This is a genomic window from Tunturiibacter psychrotolerans (assembly GCF_051013365.1).
Taxonomy (GTDB): Bacteria; Acidobacteriota; Terriglobia; order Terriglobales; family Acidobacteriaceae; genus Edaphobacter; species Edaphobacter psychrotolerans_A.
The window spans coordinates 3,524,172-3,549,041 of sequence record NZ_CP132941.1; the positions used below are offsets into that span (position 1 = coordinate 3,524,172).

General features: G+C 58.7%; 19 protein-coding genes. 8 read left to right on the forward strand and 11 right to left on the reverse strand.

Annotated features, from left to right (window positions below; translation table 11 throughout):
• Positions 1-60 precede the first annotated feature (60 nt).
• A complete protein-coding gene (locus RBB76_RS14680; RefSeq protein WP_429630199.1) occupies positions 61-1,002 on the forward strand; it encodes an ABC transporter ATP-binding protein in 942 nt (313 codons plus the stop codon).
• A 33-nt stretch (positions 1,003-1,035) separates the two neighbouring features.
• Positions 1,036-1,920 (forward strand): ABC transporter permease, encoded by an 885-nt coding sequence (locus RBB76_RS14685; RefSeq protein ID WP_429630197.1) that lies wholly within the window; start codon positions 1,036-1,038, stop codon positions 1,918-1,920.
• 13 nt (positions 1,921-1,933) lie between these two features.
• On the opposite strand, the gene RBB76_RS14690 is transcribed toward RBB76_RS14685, so the two are convergent.
• From RBB76_RS14690 to RBB76_RS14700, 3 genes are read right to left on the reverse strand one after another with little or no spacing between them, the layout of a single operon-like run.
• Positions 1,934-2,944 (reverse strand): YpdA family putative bacillithiol disulfide reductase, encoded by a 1,011-nt coding sequence (locus tag RBB76_RS14690; protein ID WP_429630195.1) that lies wholly within the window; start codon positions 2,942-2,944, stop codon positions 1,934-1,936.
• A gap of 42 nt (positions 2,945-2,986) precedes the next feature.
• Complete coding sequence (locus RBB76_RS14695) at positions 2,987-3,694, reverse strand: response regulator (RefSeq protein WP_183975687.1); 708 nt, start codon at positions 3,692-3,694, stop codon at positions 2,987-2,989.
• A gap of 35 nt (positions 3,695-3,729) precedes the next feature.
• On the reverse strand, positions 3,730-4,440 hold the full coding sequence (locus tag RBB76_RS14700; protein WP_429630193.1) for an Hpt domain-containing response regulator: 711 nt from the start codon (positions 4,438-4,440) through the stop codon (positions 3,730-3,732).
• Positions 4,441-4,525: 85 nt separating this feature from the next.
• Between RBB76_RS14700 and RBB76_RS14705 the strand changes: the two genes are divergently transcribed.
• Both RBB76_RS14705 and RBB76_RS14710 read left to right on the forward strand, forming a co-directional pair.
• A complete protein-coding gene (locus RBB76_RS14705) occupies positions 4,526-6,427 on the forward strand; it encodes a DUF2339 domain-containing protein (RefSeq protein ID WP_429630191.1) in 1,902 nt (633 codons plus the stop codon).
• Complete coding sequence (locus RBB76_RS14710; protein ID WP_429630189.1) at positions 6,424-7,728, forward strand: DUF3999 family protein; 1,305 nt, start codon at positions 6,424-6,426, stop codon at positions 7,726-7,728. Before RBB76_RS14705 ends, RBB76_RS14710 begins: the two co-directional genes overlap by 4 nt.
• 4 nt (positions 7,729-7,732) lie before the next feature.
• Here RBB76_RS14710 and RBB76_RS14715 read toward each other — a convergent pair whose 3' ends face one another.
• A complete protein-coding gene (locus RBB76_RS14715) occupies positions 7,733-10,408 on the reverse strand; it encodes a DNA translocase FtsK (RefSeq protein ID WP_429630187.1) in 2,676 nt (891 codons plus the stop codon).
• Between the two features lie 376 nt (positions 10,409-10,784).
• Here RBB76_RS14715 and RBB76_RS14720 point away from each other — a divergent pair, with 376 nt between their 5' ends.
• A complete protein-coding gene (locus RBB76_RS14720) occupies positions 10,785-11,249 on the forward strand; it encodes a PA2169 family four-helix-bundle protein (protein ID WP_429630185.1) in 465 nt (154 codons plus the stop codon).
• Positions 11,250-11,363: 114 nt separating this feature from the next.
• On the forward strand, positions 11,364-11,723 hold the full coding sequence (locus tag RBB76_RS14725) for a DoxX family protein (protein ID WP_429630183.1): 360 nt from the start codon (positions 11,364-11,366) through the stop codon (positions 11,721-11,723).
• Positions 11,724-11,839: 116 nt separating this feature from the next.
• Here the strand turns inward: RBB76_RS14725 and RBB76_RS14730 are convergent, their stop codons facing one another.
• Positions 11,840-12,724, reverse strand: a complete 885-nt coding sequence (locus RBB76_RS14730; RefSeq protein ID WP_429630181.1) for an undecaprenyl-diphosphate phosphatase — start codon at positions 12,722-12,724, stop codon at positions 11,840-11,842.
• 82 nt (positions 12,725-12,806) lie between these two features.
• A complete protein-coding gene (locus RBB76_RS14735) occupies positions 12,807-13,838 on the reverse strand; it encodes a hypothetical protein (protein WP_429630179.1) in 1,032 nt (343 codons plus the stop codon).
• Positions 13,839-14,016: 178 nt separating this feature from the next.
• On the opposite strand from RBB76_RS14735, the gene RBB76_RS14740 reads away from it, so the two are divergent.
• Entirely contained in the window at positions 14,017-15,201 is a 1,185-nt protein-coding gene (locus tag RBB76_RS14740) for a tetratricopeptide repeat protein (RefSeq protein ID WP_429630177.1), read from the forward strand.
• A gap of 6 nt (positions 15,202-15,207) precedes the next feature.
• Positions 15,208-16,992 carry a chloride channel protein gene (locus RBB76_RS14745; protein ID WP_429630175.1) on the forward strand — a complete coding sequence of 595 codons (1,785 nt, stop codon included), beginning with the start codon at positions 15,208-15,210 and terminating at the stop codon, positions 16,990-16,992.
• A 96-nt stretch (positions 16,993-17,088) separates the two neighbouring features.
• Here the strand turns inward: RBB76_RS14745 and RBB76_RS14750 are convergent, their stop codons facing one another.
• The 5 genes from RBB76_RS14750 to RBB76_RS14770 all read right to left on the reverse strand — a co-directional run bounded on the left by RBB76_RS14750 (position 17,089) and on the right by RBB76_RS14770 (position 24,845).
• Positions 17,089-18,114 carry a threonine ammonia-lyase gene (locus RBB76_RS14750; RefSeq protein ID WP_429630173.1) on the reverse strand — a complete coding sequence of 342 codons (1,026 nt, stop codon included), beginning with the start codon at positions 18,112-18,114 and terminating at the stop codon, positions 17,089-17,091.
• Positions 18,115-18,226: 112 nt separating this feature from the next.
• Positions 18,227-20,488 carry a patatin-like phospholipase family protein gene (locus RBB76_RS14755; protein ID WP_433963433.1) on the reverse strand — a complete coding sequence of 754 codons (2,262 nt, stop codon included), beginning with the start codon at positions 20,486-20,488 and terminating at the stop codon, positions 18,227-18,229.
• Positions 20,489-20,643: 155 nt separating this feature from the next.
• A complete protein-coding gene (locus RBB76_RS14760; protein WP_429630169.1) occupies positions 20,644-22,308 on the reverse strand; it encodes a ribonuclease J in 1,665 nt (554 codons plus the stop codon).
• A 144-nt stretch (positions 22,309-22,452) separates the two neighbouring features.
• Positions 22,453-23,226: a ribose-5-phosphate isomerase RpiA gene (gene rpiA / locus RBB76_RS14765; protein ID WP_429630167.1), complete on the reverse strand. Its 774-nt coding sequence runs from the start codon at positions 23,224-23,226 to the stop codon at positions 22,453-22,455.
• Between the two features lie 80 nt (positions 23,227-23,306).
• Positions 23,307-24,845, reverse strand: coding sequence for a carboxylesterase/lipase family protein (locus tag RBB76_RS14770; protein ID WP_429630165.1), 1,539 nt, complete (start codon positions 24,843-24,845; stop codon positions 23,307-23,309).
• Between the last annotated feature and the right edge of the window lie 25 nt (positions 24,846-24,870).

Consider the following 24,870-nt stretch of genomic DNA (forward strand, 5'->3'; position numbering starts at 1 on the left):
GATCCGGATCGCGCCATCACGTTGCATATAATCGCAGAAGCGCCGCAGGAGTGAAACTCAGTGATAGTCGAGATCCAAGGCCTCCAGAAAATCTACGAAGGCAAGCAGCGAGTCGTCGCCGTCGACGGCATCGATCTCAGCGTCCGCGAGGGCGAACTCTTCGGCCTTCTCGGCCCCAACGGCGCCGGAAAAACCACCACCATCAGCATCTGCACCACCCGCGCTCTGCCCACCTCGGGCCGCGTCCGCATCGCAGGAATCGACGTCGTCCAAACCCCCGCAGTAGCCCGTCGCTTCATCGGGGTCGTGCCGCAGTACAACACCCTCGACCGAGCCTGTACCATCTTCGAAAACATCAACTTCCACTGCCTCTACTTCGGTTTCTCCCGTGCCGAGGCAGACGACCGCACCAACCAACTCCTCGCTCAGTTCCACCTCACAGAACGCGCCGGCGCCTACCCGGCTCAGCTCTCCGGCGGTCTCGCTCAACGCGTCCAGATCGCTCGCGCCATCGCTCACCACCCCAAAGTTCTCTTCTTAGACGAGCCCAGCGCCGGCCTCGATCCGCAAAGCCGCATCGCCATGTGGGACGCCGTTCGTAATCTGCGTGAAGAGGGGATCACCGTCGTCCTCACCACCCACTACATGGAGGAGGCCGACGAACTCTGCGACCGCGTCGCCATCATCGATCACGGCAAGATCCTCGTCCAGGACACCCCGACCGCGCTCAAGGGTTCCGTCGGTGCGCAAAAGGTCTATGAACTCTACCTACGCAGCCACGACAATATCCCAACCCTCGTTCAACAGCTTCAGCAACTCGCCGGAGTAGCCAGCGCAGAGCCCACCGCCAAAGGCGTTCGCGTCCTCGCACACGGCACCGAAGGCCTTCTCTCCGACGTCGTCCGCGAAGCGGACCCCTACGGCCTCCGCGACCTCACCATCACAGAAACCAGCCTCGAGACCGTCTTCATCCGTCTCACCGGCCGCGACCTCCGCGAATAGCTCAAGGCTGCATCGAGAAATCGAGAGAGATCTATGACTCAACTGGCAGAAGCCGCAAATACCAGCACGCCACTGAACCGTCCGACGATCCGAGCTGCTCAAAGTTCGAAGCTGACGCAATACGCACGCGCCTTCGTCGGCCTCTTCCGTCGAGATCTGCACGTTCTTCGCCGCGAACTCTTCCCCTTCGTCATTCGCGTCTGCATGAATCCTCTGCTCTTTCTCTTTGTCTTCACCTACGTCATCCCGCACATGAACGCCGGCGCCGCAATGAACCCCACCGCAGCCATGGCCGGCAACGCCTTTTCGACCGTTCTTCTTCCCGGCCTCATGGCCGTCGCCATCATGTTCTCTGGCATCGCTGCCGTCGCCCTCCCTCTCGCGCAGGAGTTCGGCATCACCCGCGAGATCGACGACCGCGTGATGTGCCCGTTGCCCGTACCGTTCGTAGCCATCGAAAAAATCTGTTTCTCAGCCGTGCAAAGCGTCATCGCCGCCTGCATCGTCTACCCGCTGGCCTACTACGTTCCGGCCACCCACCCAACAACTCACGTCAGCAGCTGGCCGTTTCTCATCCTCATTGTCGCCCTTGCCAGCCTCACTGCCGGTGCGCTCGGCCTCACCATCGGCACCAGCGTCAAACCGCAGCAGATCGGCCTCATCTTCGGCGTAGTCGTCATCCCAATCACGTTCCTCGGCTGTGTCTACTATCCCTGGGCCGCGCTGACTCACATCCGCTGGCTCCAGGTCGGCGTTCTTATCAACCCCATCGTCTACATGAGCGAAGGCCTCCGCGCATCGCTCACTCCAACGCTACCCCATATGAACCCATACATCATCGTCGGCATGCTTCTGGTCTCGCTATGCCTCCTAACGACGCTGGGGATCAGAGGATTTCTCCGCCGCGTCATCGGCTAACTCACGAGATACCTTACGCTACCGCTTCCAACTTGCGCCGCAGATCTGCCGCGATCAACTTCCCGTGGAACCGGCCATTTTCAATAAAGATTTCGCTCGTCCGCTCTCCAGCCACAATCACCCCAGCCGCGTAGATGCCCGGAACATTACTCTCGAGAGTTGCGGGATTGCACACCGGGCAGCGGTCATTCGTCTTGTCCAGCTTCACTCCAAGCCGTTCGATGAAATCGAAGTCCGGATGATATCCCGTCAGCGCGAACACAAAATGATTTGGGATCGTTATCTTCCCTCTTCGAGTGGCGATCGTCACGTCATCTTCTGTGATGTTGGTCACGGCGCTATCAAAATAGGCGTCCACCTCACCGTTTTTGATCCGGTTATTGATATCGGGCAAAATCCAGTACTTTACGCTCTTTGAGATCTCCTTGCCCCGATGCACCAGGGTCACCTTCGCACCATGCCGCCACAAATCAAGCGCAGCGATCGCCGCGGAGTTCTTGCCTCCGATGATCACCACATCAAGACCATAGTAAGGATGTGGCTCATGATAGTAGTGCTTCACCTTGCTGAGATCTTCACCCGGAATCCCAAGATAATTCGGCAAATCGTAGTACCCGGTTGCGATCACCAGCTTCCGCGCACGATGTTGAATCGCTCGTCCAAACTGATCCACCGTATGAACCGTAAAGTTCTCATCCCGACCATCCACCCGCTCGACATTCTCATACTGCCGAACGTCCAGCCGGTAGAACTCGGCGACTTTGCGATAGTACTCAAGAGCTTCGCTGCGATTGGGCTTCTGGTTCGGGCTGGAGAAGGGCATGTCCCCGATCTCCAGCAGCTCCGGCGTCGTAAAGAAGGTCATATGCGCCGGGTAATGAAACAGCGAGTTACACAGGCAGCCTTTATCGACCATCATCGCTGTAAAACCGGCTCGCTGCGCCTCAATCGCGCAAGCCATACCCGTCGGCCCCGCGCCAATTACCAGCAAATCTACGATCTTCGAATCTGCACCGTCGCTCATTCCTTCATTTTACTGAAGCCTCGCGACCAGCCAGTCTCAGTGCTAGTTATCCAGCACCACAAGCTTATGAGCAATCGCAAACAAGGCCAGCTCCAACCGCGTAGAGACGCCGGTCTTGTCGAAGATATTCGAAAGATGCCGCTTTACCGTCTCTTCGCTGATCGTGAACTGCTTCGCCACATCCTTATTGCTGCAGCCTTCCACGATGCAGGTCACAACCTCCAGTTCCCTGGGCGTCAAACCATAAGTCTTCCGCTCCGGCACAGCCGCGGCCTTCTTCATCAGCTCGTTCAGCGCCGCCACAAGGTTCGCAACGCGCTCTCCGCCGATCCAGTAGTCACCAGAAAGCACCGCCCGCAGCGAGCGAGAAAGATCGCCCGCAACAGCATCTTTCAGCACAATCCCGCGAGCCCCGATCTGTAGCGCTTCGATAATCTGCTGCGTCGAAATCGTGCTCGTCAGCATGATGATCTTCACGCGCGGCGACTTGCTCATAATCGCGCGCAACGCTTCGAGCCCAGGCAGGCGCGGCATCTGCAGATCGAGCAGCAGAATATCCGGCTCCAGCTCGAGCGTTTGCGTAATTGCTACATCGCCATCTTCCGCCTCGCCTACTACCTCGAAGCCAACTTCATTCTCCAGCATGTTCTTCACGCCGAAGCGCACTACTGGATGATCATCGGCAACAACGATACGGATCGGTGTCGCTGCGACAACTGCATCGTCAGATTTCTTTATCGATTCCTTCATCGTGCATTATCTCCCGACAACTCGTTGATCCGACTTTAGTTGTTCTTGCGTGCGACCAGAATACGCCGCAGCCGTTCCGACGCTACCACGAATTCCTCCAACGTAGCTACATCGTCATCACGCAAACCCCGCTCCTCCATTGACGTTGCAAGTCTTTGCAGCTCAACAGCTCCCACCATGCCGCATCCGCCTTTGAGAGCATGGGCCTCCTTCCTATACGTGGCATCGTCGCCCCCGGATGCCGCAAGCCGCATCCTTTCGACCCTTGCCTCCGCATCCTTACGGCAAAGTGCATACAACTCTTGCAGCTGCGATCCCCTCATCGATCCCGCGAGCTTCGCGTACACACCCTCATCCAGCACCACACCGTCCGCGGCAGCCGGTCCATCTACCACTCGAATTAAACCACCATCAATCGCCGCTGTCAGTGTCTCCATCGTAAACGGCTTCAGCAGAAACCCATCGAACTCCCGCCCCACGCCCTCCTCCAGTTCGCTTCCACTCATTGCCAACAGCAAAGTCCCAGCCCCACACAGACCGCGCAGCTGCAAAGCGAGTTCATCCCCCGAAACCCCCGGCATCTGTATATCAGTCAACACCACCCCCGGGCGCACTCGCTGCACACACGCCAGCGCCGCGTGGCCCGAGTCCGCTGCATCCACTTCGTACCCGGCGTCATCTGCCAACAGCGTAAGAACCTCCCGGCTTAACTCATCATCATCCACAATCAAGATCCGAACGGTCATCCCTGTCCCTTATCCTCAGCGCAAAGAGTATCAACTGACAGACTCCAGTACCAATCCCGTACGCGATAGCGGTAAAGTAGTTGCCATGGCTTCGGAGGATATGCAGGACGAGCAGCATCAGGACCGCCCAAAGGAGCCCACCGAGCAAGCCCAGATGGCCGCGACCCTCGCCGCCCTGTCCCTCCGCGTTCAAAATCTGGAACAACAACTGACAGAACTGCGCTCCACCCCGTCCTTCAAGGCACGCAAACTCTCTAATCCGCCTCCACCCATCCCTACGGGGCCATCCTCAGAAAGCCTCGCCCCGAACTTCACGCGTAATCTCCACAAGCCCAGCGGCTCGCTTGAAGATCGCATCGGCTCCCAACTCTTCAGCCGCATCGGCATCGTCGCACTGCTGATCGCAACCACGCTTTTTCTCAAGTGGGCCATCGACAACCACTGGATTGGCCCCATTGGCCGCATTCTCGCCGGCCTCGCCGCAGGCGCAGCGGTCGTTCTTTGGTCCGAGCGCTTTCGCCGTCAAGGCTTCAACGCCTTCTCCTTCTCACTGAAGGCCATCGGCAGCGGAGCCCTTTATCTCTCGCTCTGGGCTGCCTTTCAGCTCTACCATCTGCTGCCCGCCGCGGTAGCTCTCCCAGCCATCATCCTGGTCACGGCATGGAACGCCTACATGGCCTGGTCACAAAACAGCCAGATCCTCGCTGCCTACGCCCTCGTTGGAGCCTTCGCAACCCCATTGCTCCTCTCTACCGGCGGCAACCATGAAGTCTTTCTCTTCACCTACATCCTCGCCATCGATATCGCCACAGTCTGCCTCGTCCGTCTCAAACCCTGGCCGCGCCTTCTCTTAGCAGCCTTTCCCGCGACCGTCGCCTTTTTCATCGGGTGGTACGTGGAATGGTTCAGCACCTACAACGCGCCAAAGCCGCTCGCCACCACAACGATCTTCATCGCGCTATATTTCGTCGCATTCCTGATTCCATCCATTCGCATCCCACAAGACGAAAAACGAACATCCTCTCCGATTACCGAAATCCTTCTCCCACTAGCCAACGCCGTCTTCGCTGCTCTGGCGTTCTACGCGGTTCTGGAGGACACAGGCAATCACGATCTCCTCCCCTGGCTCGCAGTTCTCTTCGCCGCCCTCTATCTCAGCCTGATGCGCGCTCCCCAGCCTCGCGTCACCTCAGCCGTCCATCTCTCCCTCGCTATCGTCTTCCTCACGATCGCCATTCCCCTCAAGGCCAGCGGCCGCTGGATCATCGTGGGCTGGCTCGCTGAGGGCGCGGCTCTTCTCTGGGTCGCGGCTCGTCTCACAAGCGCAACATCAGACGACGCCACCTTCACGGCCTCACGCATCCTTCGTCGTCTCGCGACCGCCGCTCTCTCACTAGGAGTCTGCGGGCTCCTCGTCGAACCTTTCTGGCTCAACGAACGAATTGCCACGGCCTTCTTCAATCTTCGTTTCGCGACTGCGCTCTTCGGCCTCGCCGCTCTCGGTATCTCCGCTTTCGTCGCGCACCGCCCCCTTCAACTCGACGAGCATCACGAGAGATCCTTCCCAAGCTGGCTGCTCATCGCAGGGTCTTCCATAGTAGCCTTCAACTTCATCGCGATCCTATCGTGTCTCCGCGAGCTCGACTCCGCATGGAGCGTCTCTGTAGCCAACCCCGAGGCTGATCTCCAGAAAGCTCTCGCCATGTCCGCCTTCCTCATGATCTACGGAGCGGCCCTGCTGGCCCTCGGCTTCTGGAGACGGTCCGCTTTCGTCCGCTGGCAAGCGTTGCTTCTGTTGGTCTTCACCATCGGCAAGACCTTCCTCTATGATCTGCGCAATCTCAGCCAGGGCTATCGCGTCCTCAGCTTCCTCGGCCTTGGAGCTTTATTGATGGCTATCAGCTTCGCCTATCAGAAAGACTGGCTTGCCCTCCGTCTTCCAACCCCGGCCCGAGAACCGCAGACACAGGAAGGAGTCGATCGGTGAAGTCAGCGATTTTTCTGACCCTCCTTCTCTGGCAGGCAACCACAACTCCAGAGCCGGCCGATCCTCACTATTTCCGCTACCAGCGAACCATCACCCTGCTGGCCGGTCCCGGTCAAAACTGCGCGGTGCTCGATCCCGCCCTCTTCCCCCACGCCGCCCCGTCGCTCAAAGATCTCCGCCTCTATCAGGACAACCGTGAAATCCCTTACGCCATCACGTTAAGCGAACCCCAGCAGCCCGACAGTGACACCGCCACCATCCGCAATCTCGGTCTTCGCGGTCGCAACATCGTCTTCGACCTGGAGATGCCAAACCGCCCCTATACCGAACTCACCCTCGACCTTCCCGAACGAGACTTTATCGCTACCGCCACGGTCTCCGGCACCCGCGACCCCAACTATGCAAATCAAACCAGCCTCGGAGAGTTCACTCTCTTCGACCTCACCTCGCAGCGCCTCTCCCGCAACACCACCATTCACCTGCAGGAGACCAGCCTCCCTTATCTCCACATCGAGTTGGCCATCTCGCCGGCGACCGGCACGCACACCTTAGATACTTCGCCCCAGGCGCTACAAAAGTTGGTGCAGTCCGTCACAGTCCCCCCTAGCCGCGAAGCCCAGTCTCTCTACACCACAGCAGCCGAAGCTACTTCCATCACCCAACGCGGTCGCCAAAGCGTAGCCACCTTCAAGCTTCCGGAACGCATTCCCATCGAACGCGTCTCCTTCGCTCTCGCCGCAAACTTCAAAGCCAACTTCAGCCGCGATGTCAGCATCTCCGATCACCCCACCGCCACAGCGAATCCAGCCGACACGCTCGGCGAAACTCTCTCAGGTACGATCCTCCGCGTTCATCTCACCCAGGCAGGACGTGAGATTCGTCAGGAACAACTCAGCGTCCCCGCAACGCTGGGCTCCAACATGCAAAGCGATGCGACAGTCGAAGTCGCTGTAAACAACGGGGACGATACGCCGCTCCCCATCACCACCGTCCGCCTCGAGACACGCCAACGCAAGATCTGTTTCGACGCGTACTCCGTCCAACCTCTCACTCTCTTCTACGGAGACGCTGCCCTCACCGCACCACAGTACGACTACACCCGCCTCTTCTCCCCATCCAGCGAGTTTCGCGCCGCCAAGCTAGGCCCAGAGCAGCTCAATCCCGCTTACCGGGACCGCCCAGACGCACGCCCTCTCACCGATCGCCATCCTCACCTGCTCTGGATCGCGCTTCTCATCGTGATCTGCATCCTCGCAATCGTCGCTATCCGCTCATCGAAGACCATACATCACCACTCGTAGCCCTCTAGCGAATAGCCGCGTCGACCTCGCTAATCCAGTTCGGAGACTTCAGAATCTCACGCGGCTTCGACCCATCGGCCGGCCCCACCAGCCCATCGTTGTACATCATGTCGATCAGATGAGCCGCACGTCCATATCCAATCCGCAGCCTGCGTTGCAGCAGGGAAGTGCTTGCCTTACCAAACTCAAACACCAGCCGAACTGCATCGTCGTACATAGGATCGTTATTGTCCCCATCGTCTCCCCCATCGCCATCCTTGCCGGTGGGGTTGTCTTCCTTCGGCCCTTCGAGGAATCCATGCACATACTCGGCCTCGCCCTGCGCCTTCCAGAACGCCGTCACCGCCGATATCTCTTTCTCAGTCACAAACGGAGCGTGCACGCGCTGGACACGGCTAGTCCCCGGCGGCAGATAAAGCATATCGCCTCGTCCCAGCAGGCTTTCCGCACCATTCGAATCGATGATCGTTCGTGAGTCCACCTTCGTCGCCAACCGGAAGCTCATACGTGTCGGCACATTCGCCTTAATCAGCCCGGTGATGACATCCACCGAAGGCCGCTGCGTCGCGAGCACAAGATGAATCCCAACCGCGCGAGCCATCTGCGCCAGGCGGGTGATCGACTCTTCGACATTCGCCCGATCTAGCATCATCAGATCCGCCAGCTCATCGATGATGATGATGATGTAAGGCAGCGGCTCCTGGTTCACATCTTCAAACAAATACTCGCTGCCATGATCGAACAGCTTGTTGAACTGATCGATATTCCGTACATGGTTCGCCGCCAACAGCTTCAGCCTTCGCTCCATCTCACGCACGGCATTTCGCAGCGCATTCGCCGCCAGCTTCGCCTCCGTAATAATCGGCGTAAACAGGTGCGGGATCCCCTCGTACATCCCCAGCTCCACGCGCTTCGGATCCACGAGAATCATGCGAACCTGCTCAGGCGTGCTCTTGAACAGCACACTCATAATCATCGCGTTGATCGCCACCGACTTACCCGAACCCGTAGAACCCGCGATCAGCACATGGGGCATACTCGCCAGATCGGCAGTAACGATGCGCCCATTGATGTCTTTCCCCAAAGCAATCGCCAACCTGCTTTTGCTCTGCGCAAAGCTCTCACACTCGACCACATCGCGTAGCCAGATCGTCTCCCGCTCATGATTCGGCACCTGAATGCCAACCGTGCTCTTCCCCGGCATCCGTTCAATCAGAATCGACTCCGCCGCCATCGCAAGACAAAGGTCGTCGGCCAATCCCGTAATCCGAGCGACCTTCACCCCAGCCTCAGGCTTGAACTCAAATGTCGTTACCACCGGCCCAGGGTTGATCTGCGTTACCTGTCCATCAACGCCAAACTCAGCCGACTTCTCTACCAGCACCCGCGCCTCTTCGCGCAACGCGTCCTCGCGAACAACAGCATGCTCCTCACTTCTGTAGAGCAGCGACGAAGGAGGTAACTTATACCCCCGCACGCTCTTCGGCACAATCGTCACCGGCTTGATGTCCGCATCCGCTCGCTTGCCAAACGAGATGCTCTCCGGCAATGGTGCCAACGGAGTCATCGCAGCCGGAGCAGGAGGAGCAGCAAACGAAGTGCGAGCCTCCTCAACCTTCTTCACCGCACGAATCGGAGCCGCCTTCGCCGCAGCTGGCTGCTGCCAATCTTCCTCGCGGTCAAAGCCACCAAAGTTCGACTCATCATCAATGGCATGCACCGGCGCAGCCGCCTTCGCCAGCACCTCCGCAAACGGAGCCGCCGCCGCAGCAGCCGTGCCAAATGCAGTCACCGGAGGAGCATCCACTAGCGTCCTCGGCATAGCCTCAAAGATCGAAGGAGTATGTCCCGCAGCAATCTCCTCAGGCACAATCGAGATCGGCTCAACCCGCTTCTTCCTGCTCAGCCAACCAAATAGCCCGCCCAGCAGAGTCGTCGGCTCCGGCTCTGGCTGTGCTCTCCTTCGCTCCGCATCTTCAGCAAGCTCCCGGGCACGCCGCGCCTTCGCATCTGCCTGCTCGCGCTTTGTCCCATACGCCTCCTCAAAGGAGGCCTCCGCGCCAGCGCGTCTGCTCCGTCGCTCGACCCACCACTCCCACAGCCGCTGCAAAAACCCAAACCGGATCGTCGCCCACTCCCGCGCTGTGTTGAACGTAAACGTCGTCGCGAGATACAACGACACCGCCACCATCAGTGTCAGCACAATCGCCGCCCCAGGCAGATTCAGATAGTGCACCATGAAGTCCGCCAGCAGCCTGCCCGTCGTCCCTTCCACCGGCAGAGAGCCACGCCACATCATCTCTCCCGGCAGCAGTGCGATCGCTGCGGGCCCGAACACGACCCACATCCCCAACCCGATCGTCTTCGCCAGCGGCGACCCCGCTGGTCGCGACCGCATCCAGCAAACGCCCAACCGTCCCAGCACCAGCGGAAGAAAGAACGCAGCCACACCAATCAACTGCAGCATCGCATCAGCCAGGTACGCCCCGACCATCCCCGTCCAGTTATGCGCAGGCCGACCCTTCACATACTGTCCCACGGTGTCGAACGATGGATCAGTCGGCGTATAACTGGCCAGCGCCAGCAGCAGCAGCCCCGCACTCACCAGTACGACCATCCCGAGAATCTCATTCAGGCGGCGGTTGCGCGTCGGGGTCGAAACAAGTCTCAGAGTTTTCATTGGGGGAGCCTTCATGTGAGAGGGGACGCGCGGACTCATTCGACACGGCGCGCAAAATCCCAACGCGCCGTCCGATACAAACCGAGCCCGCAAATCACCAGAGCACCTTCGATTATCCCAGACCCTCCCCAATACCCCACACAAAAGTAGGAAAACCTCGCTTCGGGTATCCACATACAAACCCGCAGCCCAACCGTGCATCTATCTCTCCATATTCACCGCCGGGTCAATTTCACCCGGCGGTCCTTAGAACCGGTTGGCAGGGGAGCGGGATTTTCGCGATTTCTCTTGCTTGCCGTCGGCGGAGGAGAATCGCGCACAGCCGACGGACCCTGCTCCAACCGAACAAATTCACATCAGGATTGAGGTCCTCATAATGGCAACAGATTCAGGCAAGCAGCATGAAATGCAGCGGTCACTCAACTCTCTTATCAGCACCCTGCTTGACAGCCAGAAGGGCTTTGCCGACATCGGCGAGCACCTCAAAGACGAAACTCTCAAGCGCTATTTCCTGGCCGAATCTCTCAAACGCGCCAGCTTTCGCGGCGATCTCGAGGAGATCCTCCATCAAAACGGTGTCCATGACATCAAGGAATCCGGCACCACAGCCGGTACCATTCATCGCGTATGGGGAGATCTCAAAGCCAAGCTCGGCGGCGGCGACCACACTCTCCTCGAAACCGCTGAGCAGGGCGAGGACGAGGCCAAAAAGGCCTATGCCGACGCGCTCAACCAGGATCTCCCGCTACCGGTTCGTCAACTCGTCGCCGAACAGCAGGCACACATCCTCACCTCACATGACTACGTCAAGAGCCATCGCGACGCAGTTGTATCGAAGTAACCAGGGCGTATCACTCGACGACGGGCAGCAGGGGGTATCCCCGCTGCCCGCTTTTTTTTGCGAGCATTGGAAGACTAACAGCCGAGACATGTAGCAAAAGGGAAGTGATCCAGCATGATTGGCCGCATTCTCCTCGCCATTCTCTTCATCGTCGCCGGCAGCCTCCACTTCTTCTTTCCCGCTACTTACCTCAAAATCGTCCCACCATCGCTTCCTGCCCATCTCGCCATCGTTTACATCAGCGGAGCGGCGGAGATTCTCGGCGGCCTCGGTCTTCTCTACCCTCCGACGCGCCAAGCCGCAGCCTGGGCACTAACAATCCTCCTCGTTGCCGTCCTGCCAGCCAACATCTATATGGCGACTGCCCACCTGCCAGCCCCGGGCATCATGGGTCAAAGCTGGGCGCAATTGCTGCGGATTCCTCTACAACTGCCTCTCATCGTCTGGGCGTGGCTTTACACCCGCACGCCATAACCTGATGTTTCAGCCCTCAACGAAAAAGGCTTCATAGATGGAAAAGTAACCATCCACGAAGCCTTCTTCTATTGAACCAAACACATCAAAACTCACGCGTTGTTCGAGACGGCGAATCAATACCCCGCGTGGTACAGCCCAAACACCACCACCGATGCCACCAAACAATAGATTCCGAAGAGATACCACCGGCCCTCTTCCAGCCAGCTGCTCAACCACCGAAGCGCCACCAGCCCAGCCAGAAACGCAAACACGGCCCCAAGCAGCCCCATCACCATGCTCCCGTGCAGATCGATCGTAGTCCCCGCTGCCTGCGCCGCATGCGAAGCCTTCACCAGACGCAGTGCTTCGCGCGCAATTGCAGGAGGCGTCAGCACCACCGCCAGCGCAAAGCTGAACCGCTCAGCCCGCTCCTTGCTGGCACCCGTCAGCATGCCCGTCGAAATCGTAGCTCCCGAGCGAGAAAATCCACGGAACGGCAGGCACAGGCCTTGAATCGCACCGATCCATCCCGCCTGTCGCATCGTTACGCTGTCGCCGTAGACCTGCTCATGCGCACCCATGCGACGCTTCTCCATCAGTCCAGCGAGCAGAATCAGCAACCCAGCCGCGGCCAACGCCGGAGCAATCAGATCCAGCCGTCCAAACAGCAGCTCGATCTCCCCCTTCGAGGCTCCCTTGAACGCCGTCTTCTCAATCGCCTTGATGATGACCTCACCAATCACGGCGGTCAGCAACGAAGCCCAGATCAACCTGATCAAAAACCGCTTGAACGCATCTCCGCTCGAAAAATAGGTCTTCTTCCACTGCTTCCAGAAGTAAACAATCACAGCGAACATCGTGCCCGTATGCAGCATCACCAGTAGCAGGGTCATTTGCGGCGTTGTCGGGTCCAGCCCCAACAGCTTTTCGGCAACCACAACGTGAGCGGAACTGGATACAGGCAACAGCTCAGCAAGACCCTGCACAATGGCAAGGATGATGACATGAAGAATCGACATATCTCCATCCTAAAGCGTCAGCATGTGTAAACGGTAAATCGCTCGGCGCGTCTCGCTACAAATGTCCCGAGAAAGATACCGTCTAGTCCCGGTCGCTCCCATAGATCGGAATCCCCTGCGACACCCTGAACGCAAGACTCTCGCCCCGCGCCGCAAACTCCGACTTCGGATACCGCCCCTTCAAATCCATCGCCAGTGCCTGCATCCTCTTCGCCGCCTCATCAGAACGCTTCCTATCCTCCTGCACCAGGTACATCGTCACCACAACACCCTGCCGATACACCGCGTTATATAGCGCCTCCGCAGCCTTCGGCCCATCCGCGAACTGCTGTGCATACTTCACATACAACCCCGTCTCCATCTCTGGACACTTCGGCAACCCCTGCCAATCTCCGCACAACTTGTTGTCCAGCAGATCAAACGCCGCACGCGCCGCAAACTCGCTCCCCGGGTACGTCTTGATCACCTTCTTCAACTCACCCTCATATATCTGCGGCCGCAGATAAGCCTCCTGCTCCTTCGCGCTCGGCAGCGTGCTGACGTCCAACTTATCCAGCTGCCATCGAATATCCGCCGCCCGCCACGCCGCCTCGCCCGCCAGCGCAGAGTTCGGAAAATACTCCGCAACCCGCTTATAAAGCAGATGAGCCGAGCCAGCCGCACCCTTGGGCGCATGCGGCCGCTCCGCCTCATCCTCAAAGTTTGCCGCCGACCCAAACAGAATCACATCTCCACCAGCCGTGGCCGGCCCCACAATCCCCTTGTCCCGAATCCACCCCGACGCCGGCATTACATTCGCATCTTCGCCAAACATCGGCTTATTGCTGTCATCCTCATTGGCAGCGTCATTGATATCGGTATTCGCAAACACCTTTACCCACGGCCCGCTGCGTTCCACAACCTGTATCTCGTGGCCCGGTGTAACGAGCGAGATCTTCTGCGCATCTGCATCGGACGCGACATACACATTCGCATCATGCAGCACCGTCGCGATTGCCGTCCGATCATAGTCCTGACCCTTCCCCTTCTTCTGTCCCAACGCGGCGACACCCGTCATCAGCATCACCGCCCCAACACCCAACGCCGCACATCGCCGAATAGAAGAAATCTGCATAGACCTCATTTAGACGCCGCCATAATTTGCCGGGCAGCAAGACAGCGTCCAGTCTAAACTTTGCTCCCGCGGTCACGAATCAATATCGCCATCAAGTCCCCGAAGACGGCGTCTCTATCCCTATACGCATCAAATCCATACACTGGAGAGAGCTAACAGAGTTCCTCCCATTCGCTTTATGACACTGCAAACCGAAGATTCTTCGAGCCTGAAGCGAAGGTTGATCCTTCGCGACTCCCTGACCTTCCTCAGTCTTGTGCTCATCACCGTAGTCCTCTTTCTCATCACCTTCTTCCTCTTTCGATCCTTTGCATCCCATCGCCTGGAGCTTGGCCAGCGCTGGTCCGCCCGAGGCCAGGCCGCCATCAACTCCGGCCATCCCGACCAGGCCATCGTCGCCCTCCGCACCGCACTCTCCTATGTCCCCGGCCAGCGCTCCTACGAGCTTCTCCTCGCCCAGGCCCTCGGCGATGCCGGCCACACCGAAGAGTCCTACAACTACTTCCTCGGCCTCTGGGAGACCGAACCCGGCAACGGCTTTATCAATCTGCGCCTGGCGCGCCTCGCCGCAAAGAAGAGCGACGTTCAGACCGCCATTAACTACTATCGTGCCGCGATCTACGGCACCTGGGAGGGAGACGGCGTTCTCCGGCGGCGCGACGTCCGCCTCGAACTCGCCCAATACCTCATCGCGCAGCACGAACTCGGCGACGCCCGCACCGAGCTCCTCGTCGCCGCAGGCAATGCTCCCGATGACGTCCCCCTCTTCCTAACCATCGCGCAGCTGCTCGAGCAAGCTAACGCTCCACGCGATGCCCTGAACTACTATCACAAGGTCCTCGCTCTGGAGCCGAAAAACCCCGCAGCACTCGAATCGGCCGCTCGACTCGAATACGACTCTGGCCACTTCGACGATGCCCACCGCCTCATGGAGCAGGCCATGCACGAACGCGAGGCCGACACCGCCAATCAGGAAACAATCACCCCCAGCGACAAGGAGATGCTCGACAACTCGGCCCGCATCCTCGCCTTGGCGCCCCTGAAGAAGCTCCCAAACAACGAGCGAGTCACACGCATTCTGCAAGCCCACGCTTTAGCAAAGAAACGCTTCGACGACTGTAGCGCTCAGGTCTCCTCCGCCAGCGGGATTGCAACACCCCTGCATGACCTCACCACAAAATGGGCGAGCAAAGACGCCGCAAGCAATCGCGCCACTCTCCTCAACGATCCATCCCAGCAGGACGCAACCATGCAGCTCGTCTTCGACACCGAAACCCAAACCAGCAAGGTCTGCGGCGCCCCCACAGGAGACGACGCTCTCCTTCTGCAACTCGCCAAATTCCCCAAAGCGATGGAGCCCTAAACGAAGATGGACGCCAACCCAGCCATCGCAGAGACCGAACCAGTCACAGCTCCCACCCTACGTGAGGATGTGATCTCCAGCATCGCCCCCGGCCGCGAAGAGCGCATCTTCCTCGTCCTCTCCATCTTCATCGGCGTCATCTCCGGCCTGCTCGTGGTCTCCTTCCGCATGGCCATCGAGTGGCTCAGCGTCCTGCTCCTCGGCTCATCTCCCAACCCGCACCAGCCACGCCTGCTCTACATCCCCGCCGCCGCGGGCTTAGTCATCGCCATTCTCACTCGCTACGTCTTCCCCAATGTCCGAGGCAGCGGAATCAACCAGACGAAGGCCGCCCTCTACATCAACAACGGCTACATCTCCTTCCGCACCGTCATCGGCAAGTTTCTTCTCTCTGCCCTCGCCATCGGCAGCGGCCACTCCCTCGGCCCCGAAGACCCCTCGCTCCAGATCGGAGCCGGCGTCGCCTCCCTCATCAGTCGTCGCTTCGGCATGTCGAAAGAACGCCTCCGCATCTTCGCTCCCATCGGAGCAGCCGCCGGACTTGCCGCCGCCTTCAACGCTCCCATCTCCGCCATCCTCTTCGTCATCGAAGAAGTCATCGGCCAATGGAGCGCCGCTGTCCTCGGCTCCATCGTCCTCTCTGCCATCGCCAGCGTCGTCGTCGCCCGCTCCTTCTGGGGCACGCAGCCGATGTTCCGCATCCCGGTCGTCGATCTCCGCGACTCACGCGAGCTCCTCGCCTACGCAGCCCTCGGAGTCGCCGGCGGCTTTGCCTCCCTCCTCTTCGCGCGATGCCTTAGCTATCTCCGTCCCAAACTCCGCAGCCAGCCGCAGTGGTCGCAGCTCTTCCAGCCGGCCGCAGCCGGCCTCCTCGTAGGAGCCATCGGCTACTTCGGCCTAGTCCAGGTCATGGGAGCAGGTTACGACGCTATCGACCAGGCCATGCACGCCCAGTTCGCCTGGAAGATGCTCCTCCTCCTCGCGCTCTTCAAAATCATCGCCACCACACTCTCCTTTTCAAGCGGCACCCCGGGCGGAATGTTCGCCCCCACCCTCTTCATCGGAGCCATGCTCGGCGCCGCGGTAGGCACCTTCGAGAAAATCTACTTCCCCCATCTCACCGGCACCATCGGCTCCTACGCATTGGTCGGAATGGGCGTCCTCTTCGCCGCATTCCTTCGCGCCCCTCTCACCTCCGTCTTCATGGTGCTAGAGGTCAGCGGCAACTACTCCATCGTCCTGCCTGTCATCGTCGCCAACACCATCGCCTACCTCATCTCCCGCGTCCTCCAGCCCGTCCCCATCCTCGAGCAATTCACCCACCAGGACGGCCTCGACCTCCCTTCCATGGAAGAACTCCGCGAAGAGAGCAACCTCCACCTGGAAGACGCCATGCAGCCCGTCACCGTCCCCATCCTTCAAGGCAGCGAAACCATCGCCGACACGCTGAACTCACTCGCTCAGTACGAGGACCTCGAATCCATCCCCGTCATCCTCGTCCACTGCCTCGATGGCCTCTGGTACGCCGCAAAGAGAGAAGAGCTCGAAGCTCTGGGGAAGACGACAGACGACGCCGCATCCCAAATCGATCCAAACGCCACCCTAGCCGAACATCTCGGCCCCGAACGAACTCCCGTCCTCTTCCCGGATCTCCCTCTCTCAAGCGCCCTGCCGCACTTCCAACGCTGGCCGCTTCTCCCCGTCACCAACCGCGCCATGCGGGGCTCTCTCGAAGGCACAATCACGCTACAGGAAGTCCTGAACCGCTACCAAAAACACAGTCAGCATTGATCCCGACCAACGGGAGGACCAAAGAATCGCAAACTAACGATAGGTATAAGAGTCACGAAGTGACCGCCCCGCGCGCAGCGGGCCCGTCCGGCAGGACTAAGCCTTCGCGACCAACTCACCCTCCAACTGCCGCCGCAACTCCGGCTCCAGGTTCCCCCCACTCAGAATCACCGCGACCTTCCGAACCTTCGGCAACTCCTCCGTATGAAACAGCGCCGCAGCCAGCGTCACCGCCCCACTAGGCTCCGGCACCAGCTTAGTAGCACTCAACATCACCCGCATCGCCGCCAGTATCTCGTCCTCCGACACGGTCACAATCCCATCCACAAACTGCATCACGTGAGCGAAGTTCAGCACTCCCATACTCTGCGTGCGCAACCCATCCCCAATCGTCCGCGTAGTCTTCGCCGCAGGCCACTCCACCAGCGTCTTCGAATAAAAACTCTCCTTCGCATCCGCCGCCAGCTCCGGCTCCGCGCCCCAAACCTGCACGCCGGCACTCAGCAATCCAGCCTGCGCCGCCAGCTTCACCGAAGTAGCCGTCCCACTCAGCAAGCCGCCACCGCTCACCGGCGAAATCACCAGCTCCACGCCAGGCAACTGTTCCACAATCTCCAACCCACACGTAGCCTGTCCGGCGATAATCTGCGGAGCATCATAAGGCGGAATCATCGCGTACCCAAACTTAGCCACCAGCTCCTCCGCCTTCAGTCTCCGCTCCGACGAAGCCGGTCCCACCTCCACAATCTCCGCGCCCAGCGCACGCGTAGCTGCCTTCTTTACCTCCGGAGCGTTCCCCGGCATCACGATCACGGCCTTCGCCCCCAGCGCCCGCGCCGCATACGCCACGCCTTGAGCATGGTTGCCACTCGAGTAGGTAATCACCCCGCGCCGCAACTCTTCAGGCGACAACTGTGCCACCATGTTGTAAGCCCCACGCAGTTTGAAGCTCCCAATCGGCTGCTCACTCTCCGCCTTGATGTAGAGATCAAACTCCGGTTCCGGAAATCTCCCCATCCGCAATCGAGCCCGCTCCACCCGATACAGCGGCGTCCTCACCGCCACCCCGGCAATCCGCTCCTTCGCTGCCCGAATCTCCTCCAACGTCACAAACTCGCTCATCCGCCCGACTCTCCTTACAGCTCCTGCCGCAAGGATAATAATAAGCGTCTGCCACGCAGGACGTAGAAGGGGAGCACTTGGTAAACAAGGCGAATCACCTCGAACAAAGTCACTAAAACACCCGCCCCAAGCCAAAGAACCACTTGCGGTGATCGCTGTCCCCGATACTCGCCCCACCATAAAACGGCCCCAGCAGAGTCTTGATCACGATCGCGCCCGAGATATCGTTCGGCAGAGTCGGCGTTCCTGCAGCCCCGCCCCACACCTTCCCAATCTCATAGAATCCTGCCGCGTAAATCGACTCCCCAATCACCGGGTTCAATTTCGCAAGCCGATAAAGATAACCCGTCTGCCCCAGAAAGTAATCGTTCCCCAGCAACTCCCCGCGGTCATACGCACTCAACCGCAGTGCGCCACCGAGCGAAAATCCCGCAAGCCCCAGATTTGTAGCGCCTAAGCTCGTCCCTCCCGACATCGTGCCAAAGATAATCCCCTTCTGGCCCACAGGGAGGAAGTGCGCCACTCTCGAATCCCACTGCGAATACCCACCATCGCCAAACGGTCTCTGCGTCGAGTAGGCGTACTTCGTCAAAAACTCAGTCCCTCTCGTAGGTACCTGCACATTATCCTGCCCCAGATACTGAAAACGCACGTTACTCACAAACGGAGTTAGGTGAAAGACCTGCTCAATCGGCTGCCCAACTCGCAGCGTTTCTCCATACCACTGGTAGTCTTCGCCCACTCTCAACTCGGCCTTCGAGCCAAACCGATACCCAAGATCGAACCCAAAACCATTCCGGGTCTCGGTGTACTGCGAGAGTTCCTGGCTTCCCGAATAGAACGAGTCAATCGTGTGAGAGTAATACGCACGCGGAGCAACAAAGTACCGCTTGCCCACAATCAGCGGCTGATACAACTCACCGGAAGCGCCCGCCACCTGCCCCACCGAAGCATCCAGCCTCACCTCAGACCCCGGCCCCGTCAGCCCAAAGAACGTTGCGCGCGCACCCAACCCAAGCTGAATATCATTCGAATCATTGGACGCAAGCGTCGGCCCGACATTCAAAAACGGCGGCCCGTAATTCGTCAACCTCGGTCGAACCAGCAGCCCCGTCTGATTGTTCTCATCGATCAGGTTGTAGCTGACGCTCGAGTAAGTTCGCGTCCCCTGCAAGTCCGCAATCGTATTATCAATCTTCTGTGAATCGATTGGCTTCCCCACGTACTTCGAAAACTCATTCGCAACCTCGGCTCGCTGCGCCCCTTCCAGCCCAGACACGGTCACAAACTCCGGCACCGGAATCTTTGTCCTGCGCCGAGCATCCCGCTGCGCCACATAGGCCTGCCAGTCAGCATCGTTCAAAGCATACTTTTCCAACTCTGCCGCATGCTCCTCCGCAACCTTCACGCCCTGCGGAATAATCTCCGCACTCTTCTCAAACTCACTCGAGGTGAACTTGCTCACATCCGCCTTCAGCAGAATATTCGCGTCCTTCATGCTCTTCAGCTCATTCGCCGAAACCATGATGGACAGATTTCTTCCAGCCACCCCCACCAGCGAATTGAAACTCTCCTTATCGACCGGCCCCGTATCCAGGTACACCGCAATCACAATCTTGGCGCCCATGTCGCGCGCCACATTCACCGGCAGATTGTTCACCGCAGCGCCATCCGAGTAAACCTGATCCCCATGCACCACCGGAGCGAACACTCCTGGAATCGACATCGTGGATCGCATCGCCTGCGCCAACGATCCATCTTTGAACACATGCTCGGTTCCCGTCGAAATATCCGTCGCCACACATCGGAAGGGAATTGGAAGATCATTAAAGTCCTTCAAATCGTAGTAAGGAAGCATCTCCCGATCCAGCAGCATCCCCACTCCCGACCCCGAATTCAACCCGTTCGGAAAACTAAAACCATGCTTCAAACCAAAGTCGAGCCGGTTCGGAAACGCCAGCTTGTCTTCTTTGCGCCGATAGCCCAACGCCGGAAACGGCACCTGCCCACTTAACACCGCCGCCCAGTCAATCCCTCCAACAAACGTCTCAATCTCCTGCGGACTGTTTCCCGACGCATACAGCCCACCGATCAGCCCGCCCATGCTTGTCCCAGCCACATCGTCCACAGGAATGTGGTGCGCCTCCATCCACTCAATCACGCCAATATGCGCAAACCCCAGTGCCCCTCCGCCTTCCAGCACCAGCCCGATCGTGGGCCGCGTCGGCGGCTCGATCACCGGCTTCTGCGCCTCAGCTGCTCCAGCCGACAACATCGCCGCGACCAACACCGCCGCAAATGCTCGTCGGCAAAAAGCAATCCTCAACATAAAGCCACCTTGCGCGGCCACAAAGCCGCTCGCCGGCACGACCATGTTCGATCGGCTCGCAATTACGTATCCGCGCTGATCCTACTATTCCCACCGCCCAATCTGGGCCTCTAACTGACAGGGGTAATCACTACCCTAACCAGCATCAACGCACAAAAAAGCGCCCGCAAGGAGCGCTCTTTCGCAACACTCAGACTCCGTCAGATCTCGAGAATCACCGGCATAATCAAAGGCCGCCGGCTCGTGCTCTTCTGGATATACCGCTTCAGATCATTACGAATCTTCTCTTTGATCACGCCGTAATCGGCCTTCTCCTCCGACGAAGATCCCTCTAGCGTCCGTTGCACCACCTGCCGAGCCTCAGCAATCAAGCCCTCCTCAGGAATCGCCATGCCCCGCATCACAATCTCAGGAGGATTCTCAAGCAAACCTGTCCGCTTGTTGATCGCGATGATCGGCAATACAATCCCGTCCTCGCTCAGATGCTTCCGGTCGCGAATGACAATGTCTTCCACAACGTCCGTCGAAGTCCCGCCCGAATCGATGCACACACGACCTACCGTAACCTTCCCGGTCTTCGTCGCCGAGCCCTTATCCAACTCCAGAACGTCGCCGTCCTCCAGCAGAATCGTCTTCTCCACCACGCCCATCGATCCCGCCAGCTCCGCATGACGCTTCAAGTGGCGATAGTCTCCATGTATCGGAATGAAGAACTTCGGCCTCACCAGGTTGATCATTAACCTCAGCTCCTCCTGGCTCCCATGTCCGCTCACGTGGATCAAACCCGACTGTCCATCGTCATGAATCACCTTCGCATCGCGCCGCTCCAGGTGATCGATCATCCGATAGATCGACTTCTCATTCCCCGGAATCACCCGCGAGCTCAGCAGCACCGTATCTTCAGCATCGATGTGCGCGAACTTGTGATTATTCACCGCAGCCCGGCTCAGCGCGCTCATCGGCTCGCCCTGCGTTCCGCTGATCATGATCAGCAACTTATTCGCAGGAAAATCACGAATCTGCCCCGGATTGATCACCAGCCCCTGCGGCACGTCGAGATACCCAAGATCCTGCGCAATCTCGGTCGAGTTATCGAGCGACCGCCCAATAATCGCAACCTTGCGCCCATGCTGATGCGCCAGCTCCATCGCCAGCCGAATCCGATGAATCGAAGACGAGAAGCAGCTAAAGAAAAGTTTCTTCTTCGTCTGCGAAAAGATCTCATCCAGCTTCGGCCTTACCGCTCGCTCGCTCGGCGTATACCCATTGCGGTCTACGTTAGTCGAGTCCTGCAGCAACGCCAGCACGCCCTGTTTGCCCAGCTCGGCAAACGCATGCAAATCAAACGGTTTGTTATCCGGCGGTGAAAGATCGATCTTGAAGTCGCCCGTATGCAGCACCACACCCACCGGCGTATGAATCGCCAGCGCCACGCAGTCCACCAGCGAGTGCGTCACCCGAATCGGCATGATCGAAAACGGTCCCAGCGTCAGCCGCTTACCGGGAATCATCTCGTTCAAATCTGCGTCATCCAGCAGCCTGTGCTCTTCGAGCTTGCCCTCGACATACGCCAGCGTGAACTCCGTCCCATACACAGGAACGTTCAGCTCAGACAGAATCCACGGCAGCCCGCCAATGTGGTCTTCATGCCCGTGGGTCAAAAGGATCGCGCGAACCTTCTCGCGGTTTTCAGTCAAATAGCTGATATCCGGGACAACAATGTCCACACCCAGCAACTCTTCTTCAGGAAACATCAGACCAGCATCGATGACAATAATGTCATCCTGCCAGCGGATCGCCATGCAGTTCATACCGAACTCGCCAAGGCCACCCAGCGGAATCAACTTCAGTTTATCTTGTGCCATCAATGCTTAAGCTTATCACCGCAACGTGAAACGCTCTGTGAATCAACAGATACACAGCGTTTCCCTAAGCCGATTCGTCATCCTGACCCTGAGCGTAGTCGAATGGGGAAGGATCCTTGTATTTCACCTTTGCTTTTCCGCGTTCTATTCAACCTCAGACCAATTCTCGGGTTCCGCTGCCTCAAGCACCTGAATCCCCTCCGGCCCGCCAATCACCACCTTGCTCGCCATCCCCAGAAACAGCCCATGCTCCACTACGCCCACCGTCGCCTTCAACTTCTCCGCCGCCAATTTCGCGTCAAACCCAACCTGCGGCAGTTTGCAGTGCGCAATATAGTGCTGCCCATCGGTCACAAAGGGTTTGCCATCATCATTCACCCGCAACTCACAATCAAAACCCAGATCCTTCAGCCGCCTCATCGTCGTCTCAAACCCAAACGGCACAATCTCCACCGGCAGCGTAAACACCTGCCCCAGCGTCTTCACCAGCTTCCTGGGGTCAACCGCGATTATCAGCTTTGTACTCGCGATCGCCACAATCTTCTCCCGCAGCAGCGCTCCGCCGTGGCCTTTGATCAGATAAAGCGTCCCCTCCTGCACCTCATCCGCCCCGTCGATCGTCAGATCGAGCTGCGGCAGATGCGCAAAGTCACTTATTGGAATCTTCAAACCCAACGCCTGCTTCTGCGACGCCTCAGAGGTAGCAATCGCCGTAATCCGCAGTCCTTCCGCAACCCTTCGACCCACCTCTTCGATCACCAGCGCCGAAGTAGAGCCCGTCCCCAACCCCACCTTCATTCCATCTTCAACCTGCGACGCAGCCCACACCGCAGCCCTGCGTTTGGCTGCATCCGTCGAATTTGCCTGCTCCGGAGAACTCATGCCTTCCTTGATATCACGAGCAGAAAAAATCTGCACCACACCGCCAACGAATCAGCAAGAAGCCAGTGAAGCAGGTCCCCTGCCTGCTCAGCGACCGGTCCGTAAGCCATTGAGTCTTACAGCGTTTCCTTCCATAGCGCGAGCTCCGCAGCTTGCGGTCCTTGTTCCACCCTGCTTTCCGCGCTCGCCTTCGCGCCGAAGATCATCGTCGACCGGTTTTGTTCGTCATACTGCGGCCATGCAGGAAGCCCCGGTGCCGCTGGAGTTTCCCCGCGAATAAACGCTGCCCAGGCCGCATGCATCTGCTTGCCCAAAGCAGCTTCAGATGCAGCATCTGCAACCTGCCTATGCGGATGATTCCAAACCATCCCGACGTCCAACGAGTGATAAGCGTCGCCTGCAAACTTACCGCTCGTCTCGGCGAACTCCAACTCGTACACATACGCGCGTCCGCCACCCTTCAGATGCGCCTCTGCGACTCGGATAGAAGGAACCCAATACTCTTCCGCCGTAACAGCGCGAATGCGGCGCTGCTCGACGCTCAGCTGCGGATAGATCTCTTTGTATTTTTGATAGACAGCATCAAACTTCGCGACACTCGTGTTGCCGAGCTGCATCGCCGTCGCATCTTTCTTCGGATGTGGCCCAATGAAGATAGCGCTCTCTTCCCGATTCGTGCCGATCAGCAGTCTCTTGCCACGAGTCGAACCGCCGGCAATCGTCTCCACAGGAGGACGTGGAATAAAAGTCCCATCAATCTCAGCACGCAATGGGAAGTGCTGCGGCCACGTATCGAGGAACTCCTGCTGAGCCTGGATCAAGCTTGCTCCCGCTGCCGTCTTCACACTCGCGATGGTATCGCCCGATTGTTTCTGCCAGATATCTGCAAAACCCCTTGTGATCCCTGCGCTCGTCGGACGATCCCACACGCGTTCAGCCCCTCCGCTCTCGGAGATCATCTGATGAAACAGTGGCTGAGCTGAGGGAATGCCCATCAAAATATCCGTCAACTTCGCACCCGCCGACTCTCCCCCGACAGTAACGCGAGCCGGATCACCACCGAAAGCACCGATATTCTCCTGTATCCACGACAACGCAGTCATCACGTCATGCAGGCCATTGTTCGCGGTTCCTGCATACTGCTCCCCGAGAATAGGTTCGAAATCCAGAAAGCCAAAGACGCCCAGACGGTACTCGACAGAGATGCTGATGATCCCTTCCCGTGCAAAATCCGTGCCGTCATACGTGGGCTCAAAGGCGTAGCCGTCAGTGAAACCTCCGCCGTGAATCCAGACAAAGACGGGGAAGGGCCCGCTACCCTCAGGCGCCCAGATGTTCAGGTAGAGGCAATCTTCGCTGTGCGGTACTGTCAGCAGTTTGCGCTGCATCGGCGCTGCGGAGAACTTCGTCGCATCACGTTCGCCCTTCCACGGGTTCACCTTCGCTGTAGGCAGAAAGCGTAGTGATCCCACTGGCGGTTCAGCGAACGGAACGCCACGAAAGACGCGGACACCGTCTACGATTTCCCCACGCAGTGCTCCGCTCGGTGCGCGAACGACTACGGAGGCGGCGTCAGGTGCCGCGAAGAGACTGCTGGTTCGGGAAGCAAATACGGCCAACGAACCATTTACCAGGAAGCTTCGACGAGTGATCATAGGGGTCGGCTTTATTTTAGCTGTC